Genomic DNA, 21,362 nt, shown 5'->3' on the forward strand with positions numbered 1-21,362 from the left:
TGTACCGCCATGCAGAAACATGAATCTGAAGGCAACTTGGCGGATGGAGCGCAGAAGGAAACGGTGCGCGAAGCACTCCTGCACGCCAACATTGCCACGGAGCTGGATTTACTGCTGCTTAGCGCCGACGAGGAAGCCATCCTCTATCCCGAACTGATGGACTTCCTGCTGCGGCGCGCCGGACTCGACGGCGTCTGGCTGGGTCATCGCGAAAAGGATGGCGAACTGGTGTTCGACGCCGTGGCGGGGCAGGGGATGGAGGCTTATCTCGGCAGCATCCACATTGCGATGGACGGCCCGCTGGAATCCCTCGGCCCCGCCGCACAGGCCTGGCACACGGGTTTGCCGCAAATCGTCGAGGACTGGGTGCACGATCCGCGAACCCAGACCTGGCAGGCGCAGGGGGCCAAGGCCGGCTGGCTCGGTTCGGTGACCCTACCCCTGCAGGGACCGGACGGGCGGCGCGATTTGCTGGCGCTCTACAGCCGCGAGCCCCGGTTTTTCGCGCAGATCCACAATCAGCGCCTGGTCTGGCATCTGCACGCCGTGCTGAGCCTGAAGCTCGGGCGCGTACGCCTGCTGCACCAGCTGCGCCAGCAGGGACAGTCGCTGCAGATGCTCAAGGCGGCGATCGAAGCCACCGACGTCGGCGTGACGGTGGCCGACGCGCGCGCGCGCGACTTCCCCCTGGTGTACGTCAATCCGGCGTTCACGCGCATCACCGGCTACACCGAGGCCCAGGCCATGGGCCGCAACTGCCGCTTCCTGCAGGGCGGCGAACCGCCTCAGGCGTCGATGGAGGAGGTGCGCGCCGCGCTGCGCGAGGGGCGCAGCTGCAGCGTGGAATTGCGCAACGTTCGCGCCGACGGCAGCCCGTTCTGGAACGCGCTGAGCCTGGCGCCGGTGCGCGACGAAACGGGCGCCGTGAGCCACTTCGTCGGCCTGATCACCGACGTCACCGAACGTCATGCCCTCGAGGCCGAGCATGAGAGCACGCAGGGCCTGTATCGCGCCCTGCTGGCCGAAGAGGAACTGGTGCTGCAGGCCACCGATCTGACCGACATGCTGCAGGAGGCTTGCGTCCGCCTGACGGCCAGCGGCCTGTTCGGCGCCGCCCTCGTCGGGCGGGCCGGACCGCGGGGAGAGATGGATCTGTTGGCCCAGGCCGGCAGCATGGGCATCGGCGAAGACTGGTACCGGCCCAACGTGACGGGCGAGGATGCCGAGCGGAGCCTTGCGGCCCGGGTGTGGAACAGCAAGAGCTTGCAGTTCAGCAACGACTATCTGAACGAGCCCGGCTACGAGAAATATCGCGAGCCGATGCGCCAGGCCGGCGTGCGCTCGGTCGCCATCGCGCCCGTGTTCCGCGGCGGTTACCGCTGGGCGGTGCTGGGCGTGGTGTCGGGCCAGGTCGGCGTCTTCACGCCGGCCGTGCTGGAACTGCTCGAACGCGTCGCACGCCTGGTCGGCCACGGCCTGGACGCCTTCGACCTGCGCCGTCGCCTGCAACAGGAACACCGGCATATCTCCTGGCTGGCCGAACATGACCCCCTCACCGGGCTGCTCAACCGGCGCGGCCTGCGTCTGCACCTGGAGGAGGCCTTGTCCCAGGTGGACGCGCGGGGTGGTTTCATCGCCGTGGGCATTCTGGATTTCGACGATTTCAAGCAGATCAACGACAACTACGGCCATGCCGCCGGCGATGCGCTGCTGCGCACGGTGGCGGCGCGGATGGTGGAGGCGGTGCGTTCGTCCGACACGGTGGCGCGGCTCGGCGGCGACGAAATCGTGCTGGTGCTGCAGGGCATGGCCGCGCGCGAAGACCTCGCGCCCATGCTCGATCGGGTTCGCAAGGCCGTGGCTGCGCCGGTGTCCCTGCCGGGCGGTGAGCGCATCGTCCACATCCAGGCCAGCCTCGGCATCACCATCTACCCCGACGACTCCAGCGAACCCGACGAACTGCTGCGCCACGCCGATCAGGCGCTGTACGCCATCAAGCAGCAGCCGCGCAGCTTCGACGCGCCGTTCTGGCGCGTGTACCAGCCGGCGATCGACCGCGACCACTTCAACCACCTGCGCCTGGTGCGCGAGCGCTTTGCCGCCGGGGGCTTGCGCGTGCACTACCAGCCGGTGGTCGAACTGGCCAGCGGGCGCGTCGTCGAGGTCGAGGCGCTGGCGCGGCTGGACAATGGCGCGGGGCAGTTGATTCCGCCGCTGGACTTCATTCACCAGCTCGGCCGCGACGGCCTCATCTCCCTCACGTCCGCGGTGCTCAACCAGGCCGTGACCGATGCCCTGCGGTGGCAGCGCACGCTTGGCGTCGAGCTGAACGTCGCGGTGAACGTGGACCCGGTGAATCTCGCTTCGGGCGAAGCGCTCGCCGTGGTGAAGGACACCGTCGTGGTGCATGGCTTTCCCGCCAGGCGCATCGTGCTGGAGGTCCTGGAGCACAGCGATTTTCTGTCCTTCGCCTCGGCGCAGGACAGCCTGGCCGAGTTGCGCGCCTTCGGCTGCCGCATCGCGCTGGACGACATCGGCAGCGCCTACTCGTCGTTGCTGCGCATGAAAGAGCTGCCGATCGACATCATCAAGCTCGATCAGAGCTTCATCCGCGGGCTGGCCGAGCGTCCGCAGGACCTGCGCTTCGTGCAAAGCCTCGCGCAGCTGGCGCGCAGCCTGGGGGTGGACTTCGTCGCCGAGGGTGCCGAAACCGAGGACATCGTCGAGGCCTTGCGTGCCCTGCGCGTGCCGCAGGCGCAGGGTTTCGGCATCGCCATGCCGATGCCCGCCGACGCCTTGGGCGACTGGCTGGCCGCTTGGCCGCAACGGGTGCAATCGTCCTCGCGCGGCCTGCTCACGCGCATCGCGGATCGACTGGTCGGCCTGGACATGGATCTGCTTATCGCGAGCAGCCGCCCCGAACTGCTGTCCACCCTGTCGACGAGCATGGATCCCCAGGATTGCGTCATCGGGCAATGGCTGCAGGAAGCCGGCCTTGGCGAGCAGCATCCGCTGGTGCTGGCGCATGCCGATCTGCATGCCATGTTCAGGGAGTGGCTGGCCGCCGGCGCCGATGCCGACGGCGGCATGATCCAATCCGCGCTCGATCACTTCCTGCGCGCCGCGGGCGACTATCTGCGCACGTCGGGCGATTGAATCCGCAGGGGTGGCAGGCGTGCCGCGGCAGGCGTCAGGCGAAGTCCCCGGGCGGGCGCAGCCGGCCCTTGCTCAGGTGCAGCACGGTGCCGCAACGCGCCGCCAGATCGTGGTCGTGCGTCACCAGCACCAGGGCCGTGCCGTGGTCGCGCGCGGACTGCAGCAACAGATCGAACACCACCTGGGCGGCGTCGGCGTCAAGGTTGCCGGTGGGTTCGTCGGCCAGCACCAGGGCGGGGCGCGTGACCAGGGCGCGTGCCACGGCGACGCGCTGGCGCTCGCCCCCGGAGAGTTCGCCCGGCTTGTGGTGGATGCGTGCGGCAAGGCCGACGCGGCCCAGCATCTCGGCGGCCTGGGTCTGGGCCGCGGCGGCCGGTTCGCGGCGGATACGCAGGGGCATCATGACGTTGTCCAGCGCGGTGAACTCGGGCAGCAGATGGTGGAACTGGTAGACGAAACCCACGCAGCGGTTGCGCCAGGCGCCTTGTTCGGCCGCGGACATCGCGGTCCAGTCGCGCCCGCAGACGCTGATGCTGCCGGCATCGGCACGATCCAGCCCGCCAAGGACGTGCAGCAGGGTGCTCTTGCCCGAGCCCGAGGCGCCGGTGATGGCCAAGGACTGGGCCGCCTCCACCTGCAGGCTGGCGCCGGCGAGAACCTCGACGGATTGCGGGCCGCCATTGAAGCGCTTGTGCACGTCGCGTGCGGTGAGGATGGGTGGATTCATGGATGGGTTCGGGCCCGGTCCGGCTGGTTGGCGGCCGGGGCGGGAGATGGGGTGAAGGAGGAAGCGGCGGCCGCAGGATGGGCGGGCCGGATTTGCGGCCGGTATTCGGGCACCAGCGTCGCCAGCAGCGCCTTGACCGCATCGCCGCCGGGCTCGGGTCGCGGCAGGGCAGGGCCGGGGGCCGAATCGGCGGGGGTGATGGCGCGGCCCAGCGCGGCCAGGTCCAGCGCCTGGGTGTCGGCGTCGGCGTGCCGGGCCACGCGCAGCTTGGGATGCGGCGTCGGCAGGGTGGTTTCGTCGTCGGCCAGGAGTTCCTCGTACAGCTTCTCGCCCGGGCGCAGGCCGCTGAACACCACGGGAATCTCGTCCTCGGTCTTGCCCGAGAGGCGGATCATCAGGCGCGCAAGCTCGACGATCTTCACCGGTTCGCCCATGTCGAGCACGTAGATCTCGCCGCTTTCGCCCATCAGCCCGGCCTGCAGCACGAGCTGGGCCGCTTCGGGGATGGTCATGAAATAGCGCACGATGTCCGGATGCGTCACCGTGATCGGCCCCCCGGCGGCGATCTGCTGGGCGAAGCGCGGCACCACGCTGCCGCTCGACCCCAGCACGTTGCCAAAGCGCACCGCCACCATGCGAGTGTCCGGGTGTTCGCGTGCGACGGCCTGCAGCGCGCGTTCGGCCAGGCGCTTGCTCGCGCCCATCACGTTGGTGGGGTTCACCGCCTTGTCGGTGGAGATGAGCACGAAACGGCGCGCGCCGCAGGCCGCCGCCGCGCGCGCCGCGTTGACCGTGCCGAGCACATTGGTACGCACCGCCTCGATGGCGTTGTCCTCCTCCATCAGCGGCACGTGCTTGTAGGCGGCGGCGTGGAACACCACGGCCGGCTGGTGCGCGCCGAACAGCTGGCGCAGGCGCTCGGCCTCGCGCACATTGGCGGTCAGGTAGACGATGGGCAGCTCGGGGTGGCGCGCCTTGAGTTCCTGCTCGAGTTGGTAGATCGCGAACTCGGACACGTCCAGGCAGACCAGCCTGCCCACGCCGAAGCGGGCGAGCTGGCGGCAGAGCTCCGAGCCGATCGAGCCGCCCGCGCCGGTGACCAGGGCGCAGCGCCCGGCCAGCAGCTCGGACAGACCGCGCACGTCGAGCTGCACCGCCTCGCGTCCGAGCAGGTCGTCGAGCTCCAGGTTGCGCGGCGCCGCGTTCGCGCCGGCGGGTCCGGCGTGCAGCCAGTCGTCGGCGCGCGGCAGGGTCAGCAGGGCCAGGCGCGCATCGCTGGCCTGCTCCAGCAGCAGGCGGCGCGCGGCCGAGCCTGCGGCTCCCGCCACCAGGGCATGGCGCGCCCCCAGTTGCTGGGCCGCGGCGCCCAGCTTGAGCGGAGGACCCAGCACATCCATGCCCTGCAGGCTGCGCCCGGCCTCGGCCGGCACCGGGCTGTAGATGGCCACGGCCCGCCACTGATGGCTGCCGCGCAGGGTCTGCAGCACCGGCGCCGCATCGTCCAGGCTGCCGAGCACGAGCAGGGGTTGGGCGCTTTCGCGCAGCGCGCCGAGGCTGGTGCGCTCGGCGCGCATGCGCGCGGCCAGGCGCAGCGCCAGCAGCGCGACGCTCGCCAGCAGCGGATGGATGAACACGATGGAGCGCGGGAAATTCGGCAGCCGGGCGATCAGCAGCGCCGCCGCCAGCGCCAGCGCGGCCACGCCGGCCGCCGTGGCCAGGCGCCGCACGTCGGGCAGGCTGGTGTAGCGCCAGGGCGTGCGGTAGGCGCCGAAACCCAGCAGGCAGGCGCTCCACACGGCCACCGCCAGCGGCAGGCTGAAGACGACGATGTGGACGATATTGGCGGGCGCGTTGTTGCTGAACAGGCTGAAGCGGAAGACGAAGGAAGCCAGCCAGGCCAGCGCGACGACGGCGGCGTCGCTCAAGGGAGGTTGCCAGCCGATGCGGCTGGTGGTGCGGCGCCCGAGCTTCATGTCGTCGCGTGCGCCGCGAGTTCCAGCCCGCGCGCCAGGAGCTCGCACACCCGATCCAGTTGCGCGGCCGTCATGTTCGAGCCCGAGGGCAGGCAGATGCCGCCGGCGAACAGCGCGGCACTGACGTCGCGCTCAGGGGCGTGGGTGAAATAGCGGCAGCCGGCATACAGCGGTTGCAGGTGCATGGGCTTCCACACCGGGCGCGCCTCGACGTTGTGGCGCTCGAGGAAATCCAGCAGGGCGTCGCGCCGCGCCGAGGCTTCGGGAAGGTCCAGGGTGAAGGCCGACAGCCAGCGCGTGGAGCGGTGGCCTTGCGGCTCCTCCATCCAGCGCACGCCGTCCATGCCGGCCAGCGCCGCGCGGTAGCGCGCATGCACCGCGCGGCGGCTTTGCACGCGCTGCTCCAGCACGCGCAGCTGACCGCGGCCGATGCCGGCCAGCACATTGCTCAGGCGATAGTTGTAGCCGTCCTCGACATGCTCGTAGTGTCGCGCCGGCTCGCGCGCCTGCGTGGAGAGCTTGCGCGCATGGGCGATGAGGTCGCCGTCGCGCCCGGCGAGCATGCCGCCGCCCGATGTGGTGATGATCTTGTTGCCGTTGAACGAGAACACCGCGAGCCGGCCGAAGCTGCCGCTCGGGCGGCCGCGATAGGTGGCGCCGAGCGATTCCGCAGCGTCTTCCAGCACCGGCACGCCGGCATCTTCCAGCAGCGGCAGCAGGGCGTCCATCTCGGCGCTCTGGCCGTAGAGATTGACGATGACGGCGGCCTTGGGGCGGATGCCGTCGGCGCGCAGCGCGGCCAATGCCCGCCGCAGCGCCTGCGGCGACATATTCCATCCGGCCGGTTCGGAATCGACGAACACCGGCGTGGCGCCGAGCTGGCGGATGGGGTTGGCGCTGGCGACGAAAGTGAGGCTGGAGCACAGCACCACGTCGCCCGTTCCGACGCCGAGCAGGCGCAGGCCCAGGTGCAGCGCGGCGGTGCCGGAGCTGGTGGCGGCGGCATGCGGCAGGCCCACGGCGAGCGCGAATTCGCGCTCGAAGGCGTCGACATGCGGGCCCAGCGGCGCGATCCAGTTGCTGGAGAACGCTTCCTGCACCAGGCCGGCTTCGTCGTCGCCCAGGTGCGGCGAGGACAGGTAGATGCGCTGCGAAAGCTCGCGCCGCGTGACGAGGTCCACCGCGCGCCCGGCGGCGTCGACCACCGGCACGTGGTCGATGCGGTGGCGGTCCATCAGGTCCAGGACGTCGCGCATGGAGGCGCGCAAGTCGGCGCAGATCGGAGGCTGCGCGGGCAGGCTGGCCAATGCGGCCTGGGCGTCGACGCCGGCCAGCGTTGCCCGGCGCAGGTCGCCGTCGGTCAGCGTGCGCAGCAGCAGGCCGGCCGGGTCCGCGACCAGCAGCACGCCTTGCGCCGTGGCGTCGAGCCGGGCCAGCGCCTCGCGCAGCGAGGCCCCGGGGGCGATGCACAGGGATTGCAGGGATGCGGTATTCATGCGCAGGCTCGCTCGAGCGGGCGGGCCGGCACCCCGGCCCAGGCCTGGCCGGCCGGCACGTCGGCCAGGGCCACGGCGCCGGCGCCCAGCGTGGCGTGGGCGCCGACGCGCAGGTTGCGCAGCACCGTGCTGCCGGCGCCGACCAGGGCGCTTTCGTCCACGGCCACGGCGCCGCCGAGCTTGGCGCCGGGGGCGATGTGGGCCCAGGCGCCGATGACGCAGTCGTGGTCGATCACCGCGCCGTGGTTGACGATCACGCCTTCGCCCAGCACCGCCATCGGTCCCACCACGCATTGCGCGGTGAGCAGGCAGCCCGCGGCGATGCGGCTGCTGGCGGCCACGCAGGCGCGCGGGTGGATCACGCTGGCCAAGGGGGCGACCTCGCGCAGGGCGTGTGCTTCTTGCCTGCGCACCGGGTTGTTGCCGATGGCCACGTGCAGCGCCAGGGGCCGGGGCAGATCCGCCAAGGCTGCGGGCGGGACGATGGCCACGCCTGGCAGCAGCTCGCCGCCCCAGGCGGCCGGGTTGCGGTCGGACGCGACCACGCCGCGCCAGGCGCCGCTGGCCAGCGCAGCGTCGGCCACGACGCGGCCATGGCCGCCGGCGCCGAACACGATGAGCAAGGGCAGTTCAGTGGAAGACATGCGGTTCAATAGCGGTTGGTCTTGGCCAGCAGGGCCGGGGACAGCGGTAGCGTGGCCAGCAGTTGGACGATGCGCGCGGCGGCATTCCCGTCGCCATAGACATTGTGCGCGGCTCCGCGCCCCGCCTGCAGCGCCGCGCGCAAAGCGCCGGCGATGTCCTCGGCACGCGGGGAAACGTCCGCGGTGCCCGGATTGCGCTGGCGCAGGTGCTGGCGCGATCCCACGTTGACCACCGGGGTGCCGAAACCGGCGGCCTCGATGATGCCGGAGGACGAGTTGCCCAGCAGGGCCGCGGCGTGGCGCAGCGCGGCCAGATACTGCGGACGCGGCAGATGTGTGATGCGCCTGAGCCCCGGCCAGCGCTGGGCCTGCAGCGCATCGGCGATGGCGTCCGAGCCCGCGTCGGCATTGGGCGCCAGCCAGATCACGTCGAAATCGGCGCCGGCACCCGCTTGGCGCAGGCCCTGCGTCAGCGCCTCGGTTTGCGCGGCGGCGTCCTCGGCCTCCTGCACCACGGGGTGGAACACCACCAGCACGTAGGGACGCGCTGTCTGCGGGTCGAGGCCGAGCGCGCGCAAGGCGGCGTCGCGTGGCTGGGCGCCCGCGGCCGGCAGGTCATCGAGGCCCGGCGCGCCGACCTCGAACACGCGCGCGGGCTCCTCGCCCATGGCGATGAGCCGCTCGCGCGATTCCGCAGTCGCGGCGAAGTGATAGGTGGCCAGCTTGGATATGGCGTGGCGCATCGGCTCGTCCACCGTGCCCGAACGTTCGCCGCCGTGCATGTGAACGGCGGGAATGCCCAGGTGCAGCGCCGCGGCGGCGCCGGCCAGCATTTCGCCGCGGTCGCCGAGCAGCAGCAGGGCGTCGGGCGGATCGGCGGCGAGCAGCTCGGTCAGCCCCAGCATGGTTTGCGCCACGGCGCGTGCCATGCCGGCACGGTCGCGCGCCTGCACGTCGGTCGGTATGCGGCCGGCGATGCGCAGGCCGCTGGCGACGATGTCGTCCACCGTGTGACCGTAGGCGGCGTCCAGGTGCATGCCGGTCACGGCGACCGACACATCGAGCGCCGGGTGCGCCGCCAGCGCCTGCAGCGTGTGCCGCATCAGCCCGAAATCGGCGCGTGTGCCGCTGAGGTAGACCAGGCGCCGCGGCTTCATTCCAGCATGGCCCACTGAAGCACGGTGCCGGCGTCGGCGTCGGCGCGCAAGCGGCGGCCAGGCACGGCGTCGAGCTCGGCGGCGGCAATGCCGCTGGCGGGACGGCGCAGCAGCAGGTGCTCGCGCGCGAGCACGGTGCCGGCGGGTAGCGTCTGGGCCAGGACCACGCTGCGGCGGGCGACGGCGCGCACCTCGAATTCGTCCGGCCGCGGCGCTTTCACGCCGTCGCCGAGCATGGCCTCGACGCGCCGCAGTTCGTGCACCAGGGCGGCGAACTCGGCCGGTTCGCTCGACGCCTGGTGGTCGGGGCCGGGCAGCTTGCGGTCGAGGGTGATGTGCTTTTCCAGCACGCAGGCGCCAAGGCTGGCGGCGGCCAGCGCGGCGACGTTGCCCAGACTGTGGTCGGAGTAGCCCACGGGCAGGCCGGTGGCGTCGGCCAGGGTGCGCAATGCGCGCAGGTTCAGCGCGGCGTCGGGCGCGGGGTAGGCCGAGGTGCAGTGCAGCAGCACCAGCGGGCCGTCGACGCCGGCGGCCGGCCGCGGCGGGCCGGGATGGCGCCAGGCGGCCTGCACCCAGGCCACGGCCTGCCGCGCTTCGTCGAGCGTGGCCATGCCGGTCGAGAGCAGCAAGGGGAGCCGGGCGGACGCGGCCTTTTCCAGCAGCGGGCGGTTGGTGATCTCTCCCGAGGAAATCTTCAGGCGCCTGACCTTGAGGCTGACCAGCAAGTCCACCGCGCTCTCGGAGAACGGCGTGGACATGAACTCGATGCCGCGTTCGGCGCAGCGCGCCGCGATGGCCTCGTGCTGCGCGGCGGACAGCTCCAGCTTGCGCAGCATGGCGAGCTGGTCGGTCTCGCCCGTGTTGCCCTGCTGGTAGGCGGCGGTGGCGGTGCCCGGTAGGGCCAGGTCCTCGGCGCGGAAGGTCTGGAACTTCACCGCGTCGGCGCCGGCGGCGGCGGCGGCGTCCACCAGGGCGAGCGCCAGATCCAGCCGGCCGTTGTGGTTGACGCCGGCCTCGGCGATGACGAACACGCGGTCAGGTGACATGGGCGATTCAGGCGGAGGGATGCTGGCGCGCATACAGCCATTCGGCCAGCGCGAAATCGTCGGCGGTGTCGATGTCCACCGAGCGCGAAGCCGGCATGATATGGGCGCGCACCGCCACGCTCCACAGGCCGTGCGCGGCGGCGTGGCGCAGCGCCGCGCGCCGCCACACGTAAATGGAACCGTTGAGTCCGAAGGCGCGCGGCGCGGCCTGGCGCGCGGTGGTCAGCCCGTCGCCCTTGCTGATGCGCACCGTGCCGTCGGGCTGCTGTTCGACCAGGTTGAAATAGGGGTTGAAGCCGCAGTCGTAGGCGGTGAGGGCGAGGTCGGCATGGGCCGACAGCGCCAGGCAGGCGTCCAGGTCCTCGCGGGCGCGCAAGGGCGAGGTGGGTTGCAGGTCGACGATGCGCAGCACCGTGTCGCCGCGGGCTTCGAGGTGGGCGACAAGATGCTCGATCACCGGCAGCTTGGGGGTGTCGTCGCGCGCCAGTTCGGCGGGCCGCAGATAGGGCACGATGGCGCCGGCCTGTGCGGCGATGCGGGCGATGTCGGCGTCGTCGGTGGATACGTACACCGCGTCGATGGCCGGATGCGCCAGGGCGAAGGCAATGCTGTGGGCGATCAGCGGCTTGCCGGCCAGCGGCAGGATGTTCTTGCCCGGCAGCCCTTTGCTGCCGCCGCGGGCGCAGATGGTGGCGATGGTGGTCATGGCCGGCATGTCGTGTCGCAGCGGGGTTCGTCGGCGCGGTTGATGGGCGGCGCGGCGAGGGCGCCGTGGCGGCGCTGCAGCAGTGCCACGGCCTCGTCGGCCACGGCGTCGGCCGCCCGGGCGTGGCGCGCCCAAGGCGTGGGGGGCGGGGGGTGGTCGAGCGCGGCGTTGACGGCCGCAGGCAGGTCGGGCACGTCGCGCACGCCCTGGGCGACGCCGAGATCGGCGAAGCTGAAGGCGGAGAGCGCGCCGGGCGAACTCTGCAGCGCCAGCACCGGAATGCCCACCGTGGCGGCCTGCAGTCCGACTGTGGTGGTCTGCACCACCACGCAGTCGGCGGCGAGGATGAGCGGGTCGATGGCCTCGACCCCGGGTTCGCTGAAATGCACCTGCGGCGTGTCGGGCAGGCGGGGAAAAAGATGCCAGTGGTTGGGATGGTGGCGCACGACCAGCGCCGCGTCGGAGCGGGTGCGCACCCAGTCGCGCAGCGTGCGTTCCATGGCTTCGGGCAGCGCGTTGCCGGGCGGCCAGGACGTGGCCGGATGGCTGCGCGGCTCGGGGTGGGCGGCCAGCAGCACCACCTTCTTGTCCTGCCAGCCGAGCCGGGCGCGGAAGGCCGCGGCCTGTTCGCGCACGGCGGGGTCGTGCAGGGCGTCGAACGCCGGGTTGCCGGTGATGGCGATGCGGTCCGCAGGCCAGCCCGCGCGGACCAGGTTGTCGCGCACGGCCTCGGCCAGCACGCAGACGCGGTCGGGGTGGCGGGTGCGGGCGGCGAAGGCGTCGCCCGGCAGGCCGAACAGATCGAGTATGGCCAGGGTCGGGATGCCTTGCTCGGCGGCGGCATCCACCGCGGCCTGCTCGCTGCGCGGCGCGTTGGTGGCCAGCACCAACGCGGGCCGCAGCTGGGCGACGACGCGGCGGAAGAAGTCGAGGGGGTAGAACGCGCGGCGCCCGCTTTCGGCCCACAACCGGTCGGCTTGCGTGGCGCCGTGGCGGGCTTCCCAGTCCAACCAGTTGATACCGAGGTAGGCCAGGGTTTCGGCCTCGGGCACGTCGGGGTGGGTGTTGCCCGCAGCCAGCCGGCGACCGTGCGCCAGCGCCGCCTCGGCGTCGACCAGGGGCAGGAAGTCGGCATAGCCCAGCGGGCGCTCGCCGGCCTGCACGGCGGCGCGGCGGGCGGTGGTCAGCGCCATGAGGTCGATAGGCGCGTCCGGCAGGCGCGCGCGCAGGGCGCGCAGCACGGGCAGCACCATGGCGATATGCCCGCCGCCGTAGGCCACGGCGAGGATGCGCGGGGCTGCCGCGGTCATGCGGGCAGCTCCGGCTGGAAGCGCCGGGCCCAGAGTTCCAGCGCGGCCAGCGCGCGCAACTCGCGCGTGTGGTTGGCCTGGCCGCTGACATGGGCGTCGAACAGGGCTTGCAGATGGCCGCGCTCGAACAGGCGCGCCGCCAGCGCGTCGGGGGCGAACAGCAGCGCGTGCAGCCAGGCCTTGCGCGTCCCCCGGAACCATTCGCCGATGGGTACCGTGAACATCTGCTTTTTGCGGTAGGCCAGTTCGGTGCCGATGAGCGGTTCCACCGCGCGCTTGAACCAGTGTTTCTTGTCGCCGTCCTTCAGCTTGGTGTGCCCGGGGGCGCGGAAGGCGAACTCCATCATGCGCCAGTCGAGGAACGGCGTGCGCGCCTCGACGGAGGCGGCCATGCCCATGCGGTCGGGCTTGACCAGATTGTTGCCGGGCAGGAGCAGCATCATGTCCAGGTAGAGCATCTGGTTGATGCGGTCGAAGTGCTCGGCCTCGCGCAGCCAGGGCGCGGCCACGTCCTGCACGCTGTCGCAGCCGGCCAGGGCCTGGCGCAGCCAGGGCTGGAACAGCGCGTCGCGCTGCGCGGCGCCGAACAGGCCGGTGTGTTCCACGTAATGCCGCGCGAAGTCGGCGTCGGGCAGGTCGCGCAGCGCGGGGTCGGCCAGGAAGCTGGCGTATTTGTCGTAGCCGGCGAAAAGCTCGTCGCCGCCGTCGCCCGTCAGCACCACCTTCACTTCGCGCGCCGCGAGCTGGCTCACGCGCAGGGTGGGCAGGAAGGAGGCGTCGCCGTGCGGCTGGTCGCAGTGCCACAGAGCTTGCGGCCAGGCGTCGAGCAGGTCGGGCTGGACGATTGCCTCGCGGTGCGCGGTGCCGAAGCGCCGCGCCGCGTCGCGCGCGAAGGGCGATTCGTCGAAGCGCGCGTCGTCGAAACCGATGCAGAAGGTGCGTACGGGCTCGCGCACATGCCGGGCCATCAGCGCGACCACGGTGCTGGAGTCCACCCCGCCGGAGAGAAAGGCGCCGAAGGGCACGTCCGCGCGCAGGCGCAGGCGCACGGCGTCGTCGAGCATGGCGAGGAACTGTTCCTTCCATTCCTCGAAACCCTGCAGCGCCTCGTGCTGGTCGCCGAGCTGCCACCAGCGCCGGCTCTCGGCGCCGCCGGGCGTGATGCTCAGCACCGTGCCCGGCATGACGTGGCGAATGCCGGCGAACAGCGTGAACGGCGGCGGCACGAAGTTGTAGGCCAGGTAGTGCTGCAGCGCCTGCAGGTCCAGGGTCGGACGGCCGGGCAGGGCCTCGAGGATGGCCTTGATTTCCGAGCCGAACACCACGCGCGTGCCGTCGTCCCAGACGTAGAGCGGCTTGACGCCGATGCGGTCGCGCACCAGGTGCAGCGCGCCCCTCGCGGGCTGTGTGGCGTCGGCCTCGCGTGTGTCGTCGATGGCGATGGCGAACATGCCGTTGAGCCGGTGCACGAAGTCCAGCCCCTCGCGCTCGTACAGGCGCAGCAGCACTTCGGTGTCGCTGTGCGGGCTGGCGAAATGCACGCCCTGGCGTTCCAGTTCCGCGCGCAGCTCGACGTGGTTGAAGATCTCGCCGTTCTGCACCAGGGCGATGCGTCCGTCGGCGGAGACGAAGGGCTGGTGGCCACCGGCCACGTCGATGATGGACAGGCGGCGGTTGCCGACCGCGGCGCCGGGCCGCTCGAAGCGCCCGCTGTCGTCAGGGCCGCGGTGCACGAGGCTGCTGTCCATGCGCGCCAGGATGGGCGCCTCCAGGCTGGTGCCCGCGCGATCGAAGTAACCGTAGATGCCGCACATGGAAGGAATAGGCAAAACCGCTATTGTCGGGCCACCGGATCGTTTCAGTTGCCACTGCGCCTGAACAACTGGCCGACGGTGAGCGCGAGGATGTGCAGATCGAGCAGCAGGCCGTGATGGCGCACGTAGTCGAGATCGGCTTCGAGCCGCTGCGCCGGCGTGGCGCGCGAGCGGTACAGGGCCTGCGCCAGGCCGGTGATGCCGGGGCGCACGCTGCAGCGCAACGCCCAGTCGGCGGGGGTGTAGTCGGCCTGCTGCGCGGGCAGGTCGGGGCGCGGCCCGACCAGGCTCATGTCGCCGCGCACCACGTTGATGAGTTGCGGCAGCTCGTCCAGGCTGGTGCGGCGCAGAACGCGGCCGACCCGGGTGATGCGGGGGTCGGCCTGTGCCGTGCGCTGCGGCCCCAGGCGCTCGGCGTTCGCCACCATGCTGCGGAACTTGAGCACGCGAAACGGGCGCCCGCCAAGACCGACGCGGATCTGCCCGAACAGCACCGGGCGACCGCTGTCGGCCCACACCGCCAGCGCCACCAGGGCCATGGGCAGCGCCAGCAGCGCCAGGGCGGCGACGGCGACGGCGAGATCGAACAGGCGTTTCATGATGGAGGCTTGAGAGCGCGCAAGGCAGTCGAGAACCGGGAGAGGTGTTTGGCCGAGGTCATTCGGCCAAACGCCTGACGCGTTCAGGCCGTGCTGGCTTGGGCGGCGCGGGACTGCGCCAGAGCGGCAACGGCCTTGGCGACCAGGTCCCGCGCCAGCAGGCGGTCGCTTTCCACTTCGCTGGGCGTGCGCGCCGCCAAGACCTGCGCGCAATGCCGCAGCCGCGCGATTTCGCTGCGGTACACCTCCTGCCACGCCGAACCGGGAAGCTCGTACATCTCGCGGTTGAACGTGCGGGAGAGGATCACGCTGGTCGACCCCAGGCGCAGATGTTCGCCGAGCACGACGCGCCCGGGCAGCAGGCCTTCGTCCAGCCGGGCGATGCCGCCGAAGCCGAAGCGCTTGCCGGCCGCGTGCGCGGCCTGCGCCACATGGTCCACCGTGCCGTCGGCCAGGGGCTCGAACATGAAACGCTGCCCCAGCTGGCGGTGCAGGTCGTTGAGGCCGACGTAGATTTCATCCAGCCCCGGCAGCCCGCTCCAGGCGGACAGGGATTCGAGCGCGGCGCGCGTTTCCAGCAGGGCGATGCTGCGCGCGCGGCCGGCGACGAGCGCGGTGAACGCGCGCAGCTCCTCGGGCCGCTCGAACATCGGCAGCATCAGGCTGTCGGCGCCTGCGGCGATGGCCTGCTCGATTTCGTTCCGGCTCGCGTCGTGCAGCGGATTGACGCGCACGATCAGCTCGGCCTGCGGCACGGCGCGGCTGACGATGGCGACGTCCTGCGGACGGTGGTCGGAGATGAAGGTGCCAAGCCCCCCTTGCCGCGCCTGCTTGCCCATTTGCTCGAGGTCGACCATGATGCGGGCGACACCGCTGGCATGGGCGTAGGCGGCGACTTCGGGCTGGTTGGTGATCTGGATCCAATCCATGCGGGGTCGGTGGTGTCCGGCAAGTTCGATCAGCGGCGAGTGTAACGGCGCCGCAGCGCCTGGCCGAGCAGGGAGCCCAGCCCGTCCCAGCGCAGCAGCGCGCCGGCTCCGGCGACGAACACCAGCGCCGCGATGCAGGCCTGCGCGACCATGCCCGCCAGGTCGGGGCGGCTGCCGCCGAGCATGAGGGCCTGGCCTGCGAGCGTCGCCAGGACAAGCAGCAGGATGCCCAAGTTGCGCGCCTCGAAGTCGCCGGTGCGCCAGCCCAGCCGCTGCCAAAGCACGGCCACCGCCGCCAGGTAGGCCGCACCGTAGGCCGCCAGCGCACGCCACCAGGCGTCGTGCAGGAGCGAGCCCGCGGCCAGCAGTGCCAGTAGGCCGCAGCCGTAACCCAGCACCTGGTCAGCGATGCGTCGGTGGCTGTTCAGGCGCGCGGCGAGAACCAGTTGCGCGGCCTGCAGCGGCAGCAGCGCCAGAATCCAGCGCATCGACCGCACCACCTCGGCCTGGTCGGCCGTGCCCATGCGTCCCCAGCCGAACACCAGGCGCACGCCCAGCGGCGCGGCCAGCATGCCGCAGGCGCCGAGCAGGGCGGCGACGAGCAGCATGGACTGCATCCACTGCCGCCCGCGCTCGCGCGCACCGTCCTTGTCCCCAGCGGCCTCGGCGGCCGACAGCCGCGCCAGCGCGAGCGCCGCGGCCACGGCGAACACCGTGTGCAGCGGCAGCTCGCCGATGCGTTGGGCGTAATGAAACACCCCGAGCTGGCCCGGCCCGGCATCGGACGCGAAGGCGCGGGCCGCTAGCGTGTAGAGCACGGTCAGGCCGGATGCGGCCAGCGCCAGGGCTGCGGCGCGCAAACCGTCCGCATCGGGCCAGCGCCGGGTTGGCGCGGCGGGCGCATGGTGCTGTGTGGTGATCCATCGCATCAGGGCCAGCCTGGCCAAGGCTGCTGCTGCGATGCCCGCCGCGATCCAGCCGAACTGGTGCAGCCGTGCCGCAAGCAGCAGGCCCGCGATCAGCACCAGGTTGAACACGACATGGCCGGCGTATTGCCATTGCAGCCGGCCCTGGGCCTGCAGCGCGGCTGCGCCCACCATGGCGACCGCGCCGGCCGGCAACGCCAGCAGGGCAGCGAGGCCGAGGGTCTGCGCTGCGAGCCGCGCGTCGGCCCCGGCCAGCCCCGGCGCCAGCCAATGCACCAGCGGCGCGCGCAACAGCCAGCTCAGCAGGCCGGCACCGGCAAAGGCCGCCAGCGCGAAACGGGACCAGCGCGCCGCCTCTGCCGCGATGACCCCGGGAGGCTGACCCGCCATGCGGGGAACCATCACCGCGGGGACCGCGGCGCCCCACAGCAGCGAGACCGTGAAGTCCGGATAGGACAGGGCCACGAGCGCGGCGTCGGCGTGGCCGCTGAGCCCGAACTGTGTGGCGACGACGGCGTCGCGCACCACCCCGAGCAGGCGGCTTGCGGCCAGGAGCAGGAGGCTGAGGGAGAACGCGCGCGCCATGGACATGGGCCGTCATTGTCGCTCGCGCAGCGCGGCGGGAGGCCAGGTAAAACCGCGTCGGCGGGTCCGAACGCGCCGCGCGTTGGCATGGGCTGGCATAGGCCGGATGAGTTGTATATAATTTGCGCTTTGCTTGCGCCCGTAGCTCAGTTGGATAGAGTACTTGGCTACGAACCAAGGGGTCGTGGGTTCGAATCCTGCCGGGCGCACCAATCCAAGGCTCAGATCTCTTTTTCGGATCTGGGCCTTTTTCGTTTGCGCCAGATGCGCTTGGCGCAAACACCCGACGCCGGGTTCGCTCGATATGGTTTCCGATGCATGCCGTACATGCGACACAATAACCAGCCATGACGCCTTCCATGATCTCCAGACTTCGCGCCTCCGGCCTTGTCTTCCTCGTCGCCAGCAGCCTTGCATGGACGGCGCCCGCGCGCGCGGCGGAGGCTCTACCCAACCAGCCGGCGAGCCAGGCCGAAAGCGAGGGGGCGGACAGCGTGACGGTGGTGATCGGCAGCGCCGCGCCCTTGTCGGGCCCGCTCGCCGCGTACGGGGAGGACAACACCGATGGCGTTCGCTTGGCCATCGACGACCTGAACAAGCAGGACATCGTGATCGGCGGCAAGAAGGTGATCTGGCGCATCGATGCCCAGGATGATCGCGCCGACCCCAGTCGGGCGGTGCGTGTCGCTCGGAAGTTCGTCGACGCGCATGTCAACGGCGTGGTGGGGCATCTGGATTCGGCCAGCACCGCGGCCGCGGCGCCGATCTACTTCAAGGCCGGCATCCCCGAGATCACGCCCTCGTCGAGCGATCCGGCGATTGCGCAGCAGGGTTTCAACACCTTCTATCGCATCATCGCCAATGATTACGCGATAGGCGCGGGCGTTGCGCTGTATGCCGAGAAAGGATTGAAGGCGAAGACCGCCATCGTCATCGATGATGGCGGCCTCTATGGGCGCAGCGTCGCGCATGCGTTTGAGCGCGTGGCTCGACAAGGCGGCATGCAGATCCTGGAGCACGAAACACTGGGCGCAAGCGGCGATACCGCCGACATGCTGGGCAGGATCAAGGCTGCGCATCCGGACGTCGTCTTTTTCGGCGGCATGGCGACGCAGGCGGCCCCGTTGCTGCGGCAGATGCGCAGCATGGGGATCAAGGCGCATTTCCTGGGCGGCGACGGGATTTGCACGCCGGCGTTCAGCAAGTTGGCCGGGGCGACGGCAGACTCGGACGTGATCTGTGCCGACGGAGGCGTGCCGGTGTCGAGAATGCCGGGCGGCGAGGCATGGAAGCAACGCTTCGTCGCGGAATTCGGCAAACATGTTTTCCAGCTGTATTCGCCTTATGCCTACGACGCCACCATGGTGCTGGCACATGCCATGATGAAGGCCGACTCCACCGATCCCAGGGTCTATGCGCCTTTCATCAGGAATCTCGGCTACGACGGTGTGACCAAGACGGACATCCGCTTCAACCGCGACGGTGAACTCGTCGACCCATCCATCACGATTTCGAGTTTTCCGCAGGGACGCAAGACGGCAATCAGTCATTGACGCCGTGGCATATCCCGGAGGTCGACGTGATCGCGTTTTTCGCGAGCGCGCAACGACAAGACGGAAAAAAAACGGGAGTGCCATGGCACTCCCGTTTTTTTGCGGCTTCTGGAAAATTACTTCTTCATGCTCAGAATCCAGGTCACCAGTTCCTTGGCTTCCGCGGGGGTGACTTGGGGGTTGGCCGGCATGGGAACCGGACCCCACACACCGGAGACGCCGTGCAGAACGGCATTCACCAGGGTGGCCTCGGCACCGGGCTTGCCAGCGTACTTGGCAGCCACGTCCTGATAGGAGGGGCCAACCAGCTTCTTGTCGATCGCGTGGCAAGCCAGGCAATTCTTGGACTTGGCCAGGGCCATCATGTCCGCGGCGTAGGCTTGAGACACGGCGGCAACAGCCAGACCGACAGCAATCACAATCTTCTTCATTCCAGATCTCCAAGGTTGAGCGAAGCTATACGCTATAACGCGACCGCATGCGCACGGTTGACACGCTCGGCATGCAAGGCGCAACAGCAGCAGAATGCTAACCGACGAGATTGCCGATACGTGTAATAAACGGTTGAATTTTGATTTGAATAGAGGGAGAGTGGTAATGTGGGTCCTGATTGTTGCAATCGTGCTACTGGGTTTGAAGCTGGCCGGGATCGGCCCGTTCGCCACCTTGTCGTGGTGGTGGATCGGCGTGCCTCTGGCCATCGCCTTCCTGTGGTGGGAAATCGTCGATCCGATGTTCGCCATCTCGAAAAAGCGGGCGATGCGCGAGATGGATGCGCGCAAGCGGGAACGCAATGAACGTTCGCGCAAGTTCCTGGGCATGCGCACGCGCAAATGAGCCGCGTGGAATGCGATAAACTGCGCCGCGTCAGGAGAGAGTCGAAGGGCGCCGAGCCTTTCAGCCGCCGAAGGCGTAAACCCGGTCGATGCAAGGGTGTACCGCTCAGGCAAAAGGACTGACGAAACCCTTACGGGTCAACCTCACTGGAGAGCGGCACGCGCATTGGCGTCGTGCCCACCGAAGGGGCAAGCCGCGGCGCCGATGACGCCCGGTCAATCTCTCAGGTACCAAGGACAGCGGGGCGTCGTCACCGGGACTGCCCTGGTGAATTTCCGCCCATATGGAGGAGTTCCGCGTGTCCGTTCCTGCCGAGTCTGTCCTGCTTCAAACCCCGCTGTTCATGGTGCACCAGTTGCTGGGTGCGAAGATGGTCCCGTTCGCGGGATATGCCATGCCTGTGCAATACCCGAGCGGCATCATGGCCGAACACCGCCACACGCGTGCCGCGGCCAGTTTGTTCGACGTCTCGCACATGGGCCAGATTTGCATCACCGGTCCCGATGCGGCGGCTGCCCTCGAAAGCCTGATCCCGATCGACGTGGCGGGGCTGGCTTTGGGCCGCCAAAGGTACGGTTATTTCACCGACGATGTCGGCGGCATCCTGGATGACCTGATGCTGGCCCACCGCCCGCGTGCGGATGGGCATGGAAGCGAGTATTTCCTGATCGTCAACGCGGCGTGCAAAACGCAGGATCTGGCCTGGATGCGTGAACGCATCGGCACGCGCTGCAGCATCGAGGCGATGCCCGACCAGGCGCTGCTGGCCTTGCAGGGGCCGGCGGCCGTGGCGGCCCTGCAGACGCTGCTGCCGGACGTGGACAAGCTGCGCTTCATGGACGCCGCGTGGTTCGCGCTTCCCCCAGCCATCGGTCGGCATCCCATCTTCGTCAGCCGCAGCGGCTATACCGGGGAAGACGGGGTGGAGATTTCCGTGCACCCGTGGGATGCCGAGCCCCTGGCGCGAGCCCTGCTCGAACTGCCCGGCGTGTTGCCGGCCGGTCTTGGCGCGCGCGACAGCCTGCGTCTGGAGGCCGGGCTTTGCCTCTATGGGCACGATATGGACACGCACACCACGCCCGTGGAAGCCAGTCTGCAGTGGGCCATGCAGAAGGTGCGCCGCAGCGCCGGGGCGCGCGCTGGCGGTTTTCCGGGGGCGGAAAAAATCCTTGCCCAGCTTGACGATCCGGCGCGCGTGGCGCGCAAGCGCGTCGGCCTCGTCGCCGAGGACCGCGTGCCGGTGCGCGAAGGCGCCGAACTGGTGGATGCCGCAGGCCGTGTCATCGGCCGCGTCACCAGCGGCAGCCTCACGCCGACGGCGAACGTGCCGATCGCCATGGCTTATGTCGAAACCGTCGCATCCGTGCTTGGCACGCGGGTGTTCGCGATGGTGCGTGGCAAGCAGGTTCCCATGCGGGTCAGCCTCATGCCCTTCGTGCCGCAGCGCTACGTGCGCGACTGAACCGCCGTCCTCCCCCTTTTCATCTTCCCTTTGACCGCACTGGAGTCCACCATGACCCTCAAATTCACGCCCGACCATGAATGGGTTCGCCTCGAAGCCGACGGCACCGTCACCGTGGGGATTACCGCGCATGCGCAGGATGCCCTGGGCGACGTGGTGTTCGTCGAGCTGCCCGCCGTCGGCAAGACCTTCGCGGCGAAGGACGCGGCCGGCGTGGTCGAGTCCGTGAAGGCCGCGGCGGATGTGTATGTGCCCGTCTCCGGCGAAATCATCGGCAGCAACGACGCGCTGGTGGCCGATCCTTCGCTGGCCAACACCGATCCGCAGGGAGCCGGCTGGTTTTTCAAGATGCGCCCCAGCGACCCCGCGCAGATCGACGCCTTGCTGGATCAGGCCGCCTACGACCGCCTGCTGCAAGGCGCCTGAGTCCGCAGGCCCGATG

18 protein-coding genes, 1 tRNA gene and 2 riboswitches are annotated in these 21,362 nt (G+C 70.1%); of the genes, 6 read left to right on the forward strand and 13 right to left on the reverse strand.

All coding sequences use genetic code 11. From position 1 onward, the window contains the following. Window positions 1-63: 63 nt before the first annotated feature. Complete coding sequence (locus THIARS_RS12525; protein ID WP_186436676.1) at window positions 64-3,156, forward strand: sensor domain-containing protein; 3,093 nt, start codon at window positions 64-66, stop codon at window positions 3,154-3,156. A 34-nt stretch (window positions 3,157-3,190) separates the two neighbouring features. On the opposite strand, the gene THIARS_RS12530 is transcribed toward THIARS_RS12525, so the two are convergent. The 12 genes from THIARS_RS12530 to THIARS_RS12585 form a co-directional block, all read right to left on the reverse strand. Continuing rightward, entirely contained in the window at window positions 3,191-3,883 is a 693-nt protein-coding gene (locus THIARS_RS12530) for an ABC transporter ATP-binding protein (RefSeq protein ID WP_094161229.1), read from the reverse strand. Continuing rightward, window positions 3,880-5,856, reverse strand: coding sequence for a UDP-N-acetylglucosamine 4,6-dehydratase family protein (locus THIARS_RS12535; protein ID WP_094161230.1), 1,977 nt, complete (start codon window positions 5,854-5,856; stop codon window positions 3,880-3,882). The genes THIARS_RS12530 and THIARS_RS12535 overlap by 4 nt, the downstream gene beginning before the upstream one ends. Then, entirely contained in the window at window positions 5,853-7,352 is a 1,500-nt protein-coding gene (locus THIARS_RS12540) for a DegT/DnrJ/EryC1/StrS family aminotransferase (RefSeq protein WP_094161231.1), read from the reverse strand. The genes THIARS_RS12535 and THIARS_RS12540 overlap by 4 nt, the downstream gene beginning before the upstream one ends. After that, window positions 7,349-7,996, reverse strand: coding sequence for an acetyltransferase (locus THIARS_RS12545; RefSeq protein WP_094161232.1), 648 nt, complete (start codon window positions 7,994-7,996; stop codon window positions 7,349-7,351). The genes THIARS_RS12540 and THIARS_RS12545 overlap by 4 nt, the downstream gene beginning before the upstream one ends. Window positions 7,997-8,001: 5 nt before the next feature. Next, entirely contained in the window at window positions 8,002-9,153 is a 1,152-nt protein-coding gene (neuC, locus tag THIARS_RS12550; protein ID WP_094161233.1) for a UDP-N-acetylglucosamine 2-epimerase, read from the reverse strand. After that, entirely contained in the window at window positions 9,150-10,199 is a 1,050-nt protein-coding gene (locus THIARS_RS12555) for an N-acetylneuraminate synthase family protein (protein ID WP_094162120.1), read from the reverse strand. Before THIARS_RS12555 ends, neuC begins: the two co-directional genes overlap by 4 nt. Before the next feature lie 7 nt (window positions 10,200-10,206). Next, window positions 10,207-10,905, reverse strand: a complete 699-nt coding sequence (locus THIARS_RS12560; RefSeq protein ID WP_094162121.1) for an acylneuraminate cytidylyltransferase family protein — start codon at window positions 10,903-10,905, stop codon at window positions 10,207-10,209. Then, window positions 10,902-12,215 carry a UDP-N-acetylglucosamine 2-epimerase gene (locus THIARS_RS12565; protein WP_094161234.1) on the reverse strand — a complete coding sequence of 438 codons (1,314 nt, stop codon included), beginning with the start codon at window positions 12,213-12,215 and terminating at the stop codon, window positions 10,902-10,904. The genes THIARS_RS12560 and THIARS_RS12565 overlap by 4 nt, the downstream gene beginning before the upstream one ends. Then, window positions 12,212-14,029 (reverse strand): asparagine synthase (glutamine-hydrolyzing), encoded by a 1,818-nt coding sequence (gene asnB / locus THIARS_RS12570; protein ID WP_094161235.1) that lies wholly within the window; start codon window positions 14,027-14,029, stop codon window positions 12,212-12,214. The genes THIARS_RS12565 and asnB overlap by 4 nt, the downstream gene beginning before the upstream one ends. A gap of 44 nt (window positions 14,030-14,073) precedes the next feature. Continuing rightward, complete coding sequence (locus tag THIARS_RS12575; protein ID WP_245845908.1) at window positions 14,074-14,628, reverse strand: sugar transferase; 555 nt, start codon at window positions 14,626-14,628, stop codon at window positions 14,074-14,076. An 83-nt stretch (window positions 14,629-14,711) separates the two neighbouring features. Then, window positions 14,712-15,557, reverse strand: coding sequence for an aldolase/citrate lyase family protein (locus THIARS_RS12580; protein WP_094161236.1), 846 nt, complete (start codon window positions 15,555-15,557; stop codon window positions 14,712-14,714). A 29-nt stretch (window positions 15,558-15,586) separates the two neighbouring features. Then, window positions 15,587-17,074, reverse strand: coding sequence for a lipid II flippase MurJ (locus tag THIARS_RS12585; protein WP_094161237.1), 1,488 nt, complete (start codon window positions 17,072-17,074; stop codon window positions 15,587-15,589). Window positions 17,075-17,203: 129 nt separating this feature from the next. Here THIARS_RS12585 and THIARS_RS12590 point away from each other — a divergent pair. Then, window positions 17,204-17,280: transfer RNA gene (locus THIARS_RS12590), tRNA-Arg, on the forward strand. Between the two features lie 135 nt (window positions 17,281-17,415). Then, a complete protein-coding gene (locus THIARS_RS12595) occupies window positions 17,416-18,621 on the forward strand; it encodes a branched-chain amino acid ABC transporter substrate-binding protein (RefSeq protein ID WP_245845909.1) in 1,206 nt (401 codons plus the stop codon). Window positions 18,622-18,737: 116 nt separating this feature from the next. Here the strand turns inward: THIARS_RS12595 and THIARS_RS12600 are convergent, their stop codons facing one another. Then, complete coding sequence (locus tag THIARS_RS12600) at window positions 18,738-19,052, reverse strand: c-type cytochrome (protein WP_094161238.1); 315 nt, start codon at window positions 19,050-19,052, stop codon at window positions 18,738-18,740. Window positions 19,053-19,146: 94 nt separating this feature from the next. On the opposite strand from THIARS_RS12600, the gene THIARS_RS12605 reads away from it, so the two are divergent. From THIARS_RS12605 to gcvH, 3 genes are all read left to right on the forward strand, one after another. Continuing rightward, a complete protein-coding gene (locus THIARS_RS12605) occupies window positions 19,147-19,458 on the forward strand; it encodes a TIGR04438 family Trp-rich protein (RefSeq protein ID WP_245845910.1) in 312 nt (103 codons plus the stop codon). Window positions 19,459-19,479: 21 nt separating this feature from the next. Further along, window positions 19,480-19,589, forward strand: a riboswitch (glycine riboswitch). 5 nt (window positions 19,590-19,594) lie between these two features. Further along, window positions 19,595-19,708, forward strand: a riboswitch (glycine riboswitch). Between the two features lie 33 nt (window positions 19,709-19,741). Next, a complete protein-coding gene (gene gcvT / locus THIARS_RS12610) occupies window positions 19,742-20,920 on the forward strand; it encodes a glycine cleavage system aminomethyltransferase GcvT (RefSeq protein ID WP_186436677.1) in 1,179 nt (392 codons plus the stop codon). 51 nt (window positions 20,921-20,971) lie between these two features. After that, on the forward strand, window positions 20,972-21,346 hold the full coding sequence (gene gcvH / locus THIARS_RS12615) for a glycine cleavage system protein GcvH (RefSeq protein ID WP_094162125.1): 375 nt from the start codon (window positions 20,972-20,974) through the stop codon (window positions 21,344-21,346). Window positions 21,347-21,362: the final 16 nt, after the last annotated feature.

Source organism: Thiomonas delicata, from assembly GCF_900088825.1.
In the GTDB taxonomy this organism is placed as follows: domain Bacteria; phylum Pseudomonadota; class Gammaproteobacteria; order Burkholderiales; family Burkholderiaceae_C; genus Thiomonas_A; species Thiomonas_A delicata.

Bases quoted from the DNA above. Each gene is read 5' to 3' on its own strand.
- THIARS_RS12535 (WP_094161230.1), bottom strand. From the start codon at position 5,856: ATGAAGCTCGGGCGCCGCACCACCAGCCGCATCGGCTGGCAACCTCCC.
- THIARS_RS12560 (WP_094162121.1), bottom strand. From the start codon at position 10,905: ATGACCACCATCGCCACCATCTGCGCCCGCGGCGGCAGCAAAGGGCTG.
- THIARS_RS12555 (WP_094162120.1), bottom strand. From the start codon at position 10,199: ATGTCACCTGACCGCGTGTTCGTCATCGCCGAGGCCGGCGTCAACCAC.
- THIARS_RS12595 (WP_245845909.1), top strand. From the start codon at position 17,416: ATGACGCCTTCCATGATCTCCAGACTTCGCGCCTCCGGCCTTGTCTTC.
- THIARS_RS12530 (WP_094161229.1), bottom strand. From the start codon at position 3,883: ATGAATCCACCCATCCTCACCGCACGCGACGTGCACAAGCGCTTCAAT.
- THIARS_RS12565 (WP_094161234.1), bottom strand. From the start codon at position 12,215: ATGACCGCGGCAGCCCCGCGCATCCTCGCCGTGGCCTACGGCGGCGGG.
- gcvH (WP_094162125.1), top strand. From the start codon at position 20,972: ATGACCCTCAAATTCACGCCCGACCATGAATGGGTTCGCCTCGAAGCC.
- THIARS_RS12585 (WP_094161237.1), bottom strand. From the start codon at position 17,074: ATGTCCATGGCGCGCGCGTTCTCCCTCAGCCTCCTGCTCCTGGCCGCA.
- THIARS_RS12600 (WP_094161238.1), bottom strand. From the start codon at position 19,052: ATGAAGAAGATTGTGATTGCTGTCGGTCTGGCTGTTGCCGCCGTGTCT.
- THIARS_RS12545 (WP_094161232.1), bottom strand. From the start codon at position 7,996: ATGTCTTCCACTGAACTGCCCTTGCTCATCGTGTTCGGCGCCGGCGGC.
- gcvT (WP_186436677.1), top strand. From the start codon at position 19,742: ATGGAGGAGTTCCGCGTGTCCGTTCCTGCCGAGTCTGTCCTGCTTCAA.
- THIARS_RS12540 (WP_094161231.1), bottom strand. From the start codon at position 7,352: ATGAATACCGCATCCCTGCAATCCCTGTGCATCGCCCCCGGGGCCTCG.
- THIARS_RS12605 (WP_245845910.1), top strand. From the start codon at position 19,147: ATGCTAACCGACGAGATTGCCGATACGTGTAATAAACGGTTGAATTTT.
- neuC (WP_094161233.1), bottom strand. From the start codon at position 9,153: ATGAAGCCGCGGCGCCTGGTCTACCTCAGCGGCACACGCGCCGATTTC.
- asnB (WP_094161235.1), bottom strand. From the start codon at position 14,029: ATGTGCGGCATCTACGGTTACTTCGATCGCGCGGGCACCAGCCTGGAG.
- THIARS_RS12580 (WP_094161236.1), bottom strand. From the start codon at position 15,557: ATGGATTGGATCCAGATCACCAACCAGCCCGAAGTCGCCGCCTACGCC.
- THIARS_RS12575 (WP_245845908.1), bottom strand. From the start codon at position 14,628: ATGAAACGCCTGTTCGATCTCGCCGTCGCCGTCGCCGCCCTGGCGCTG.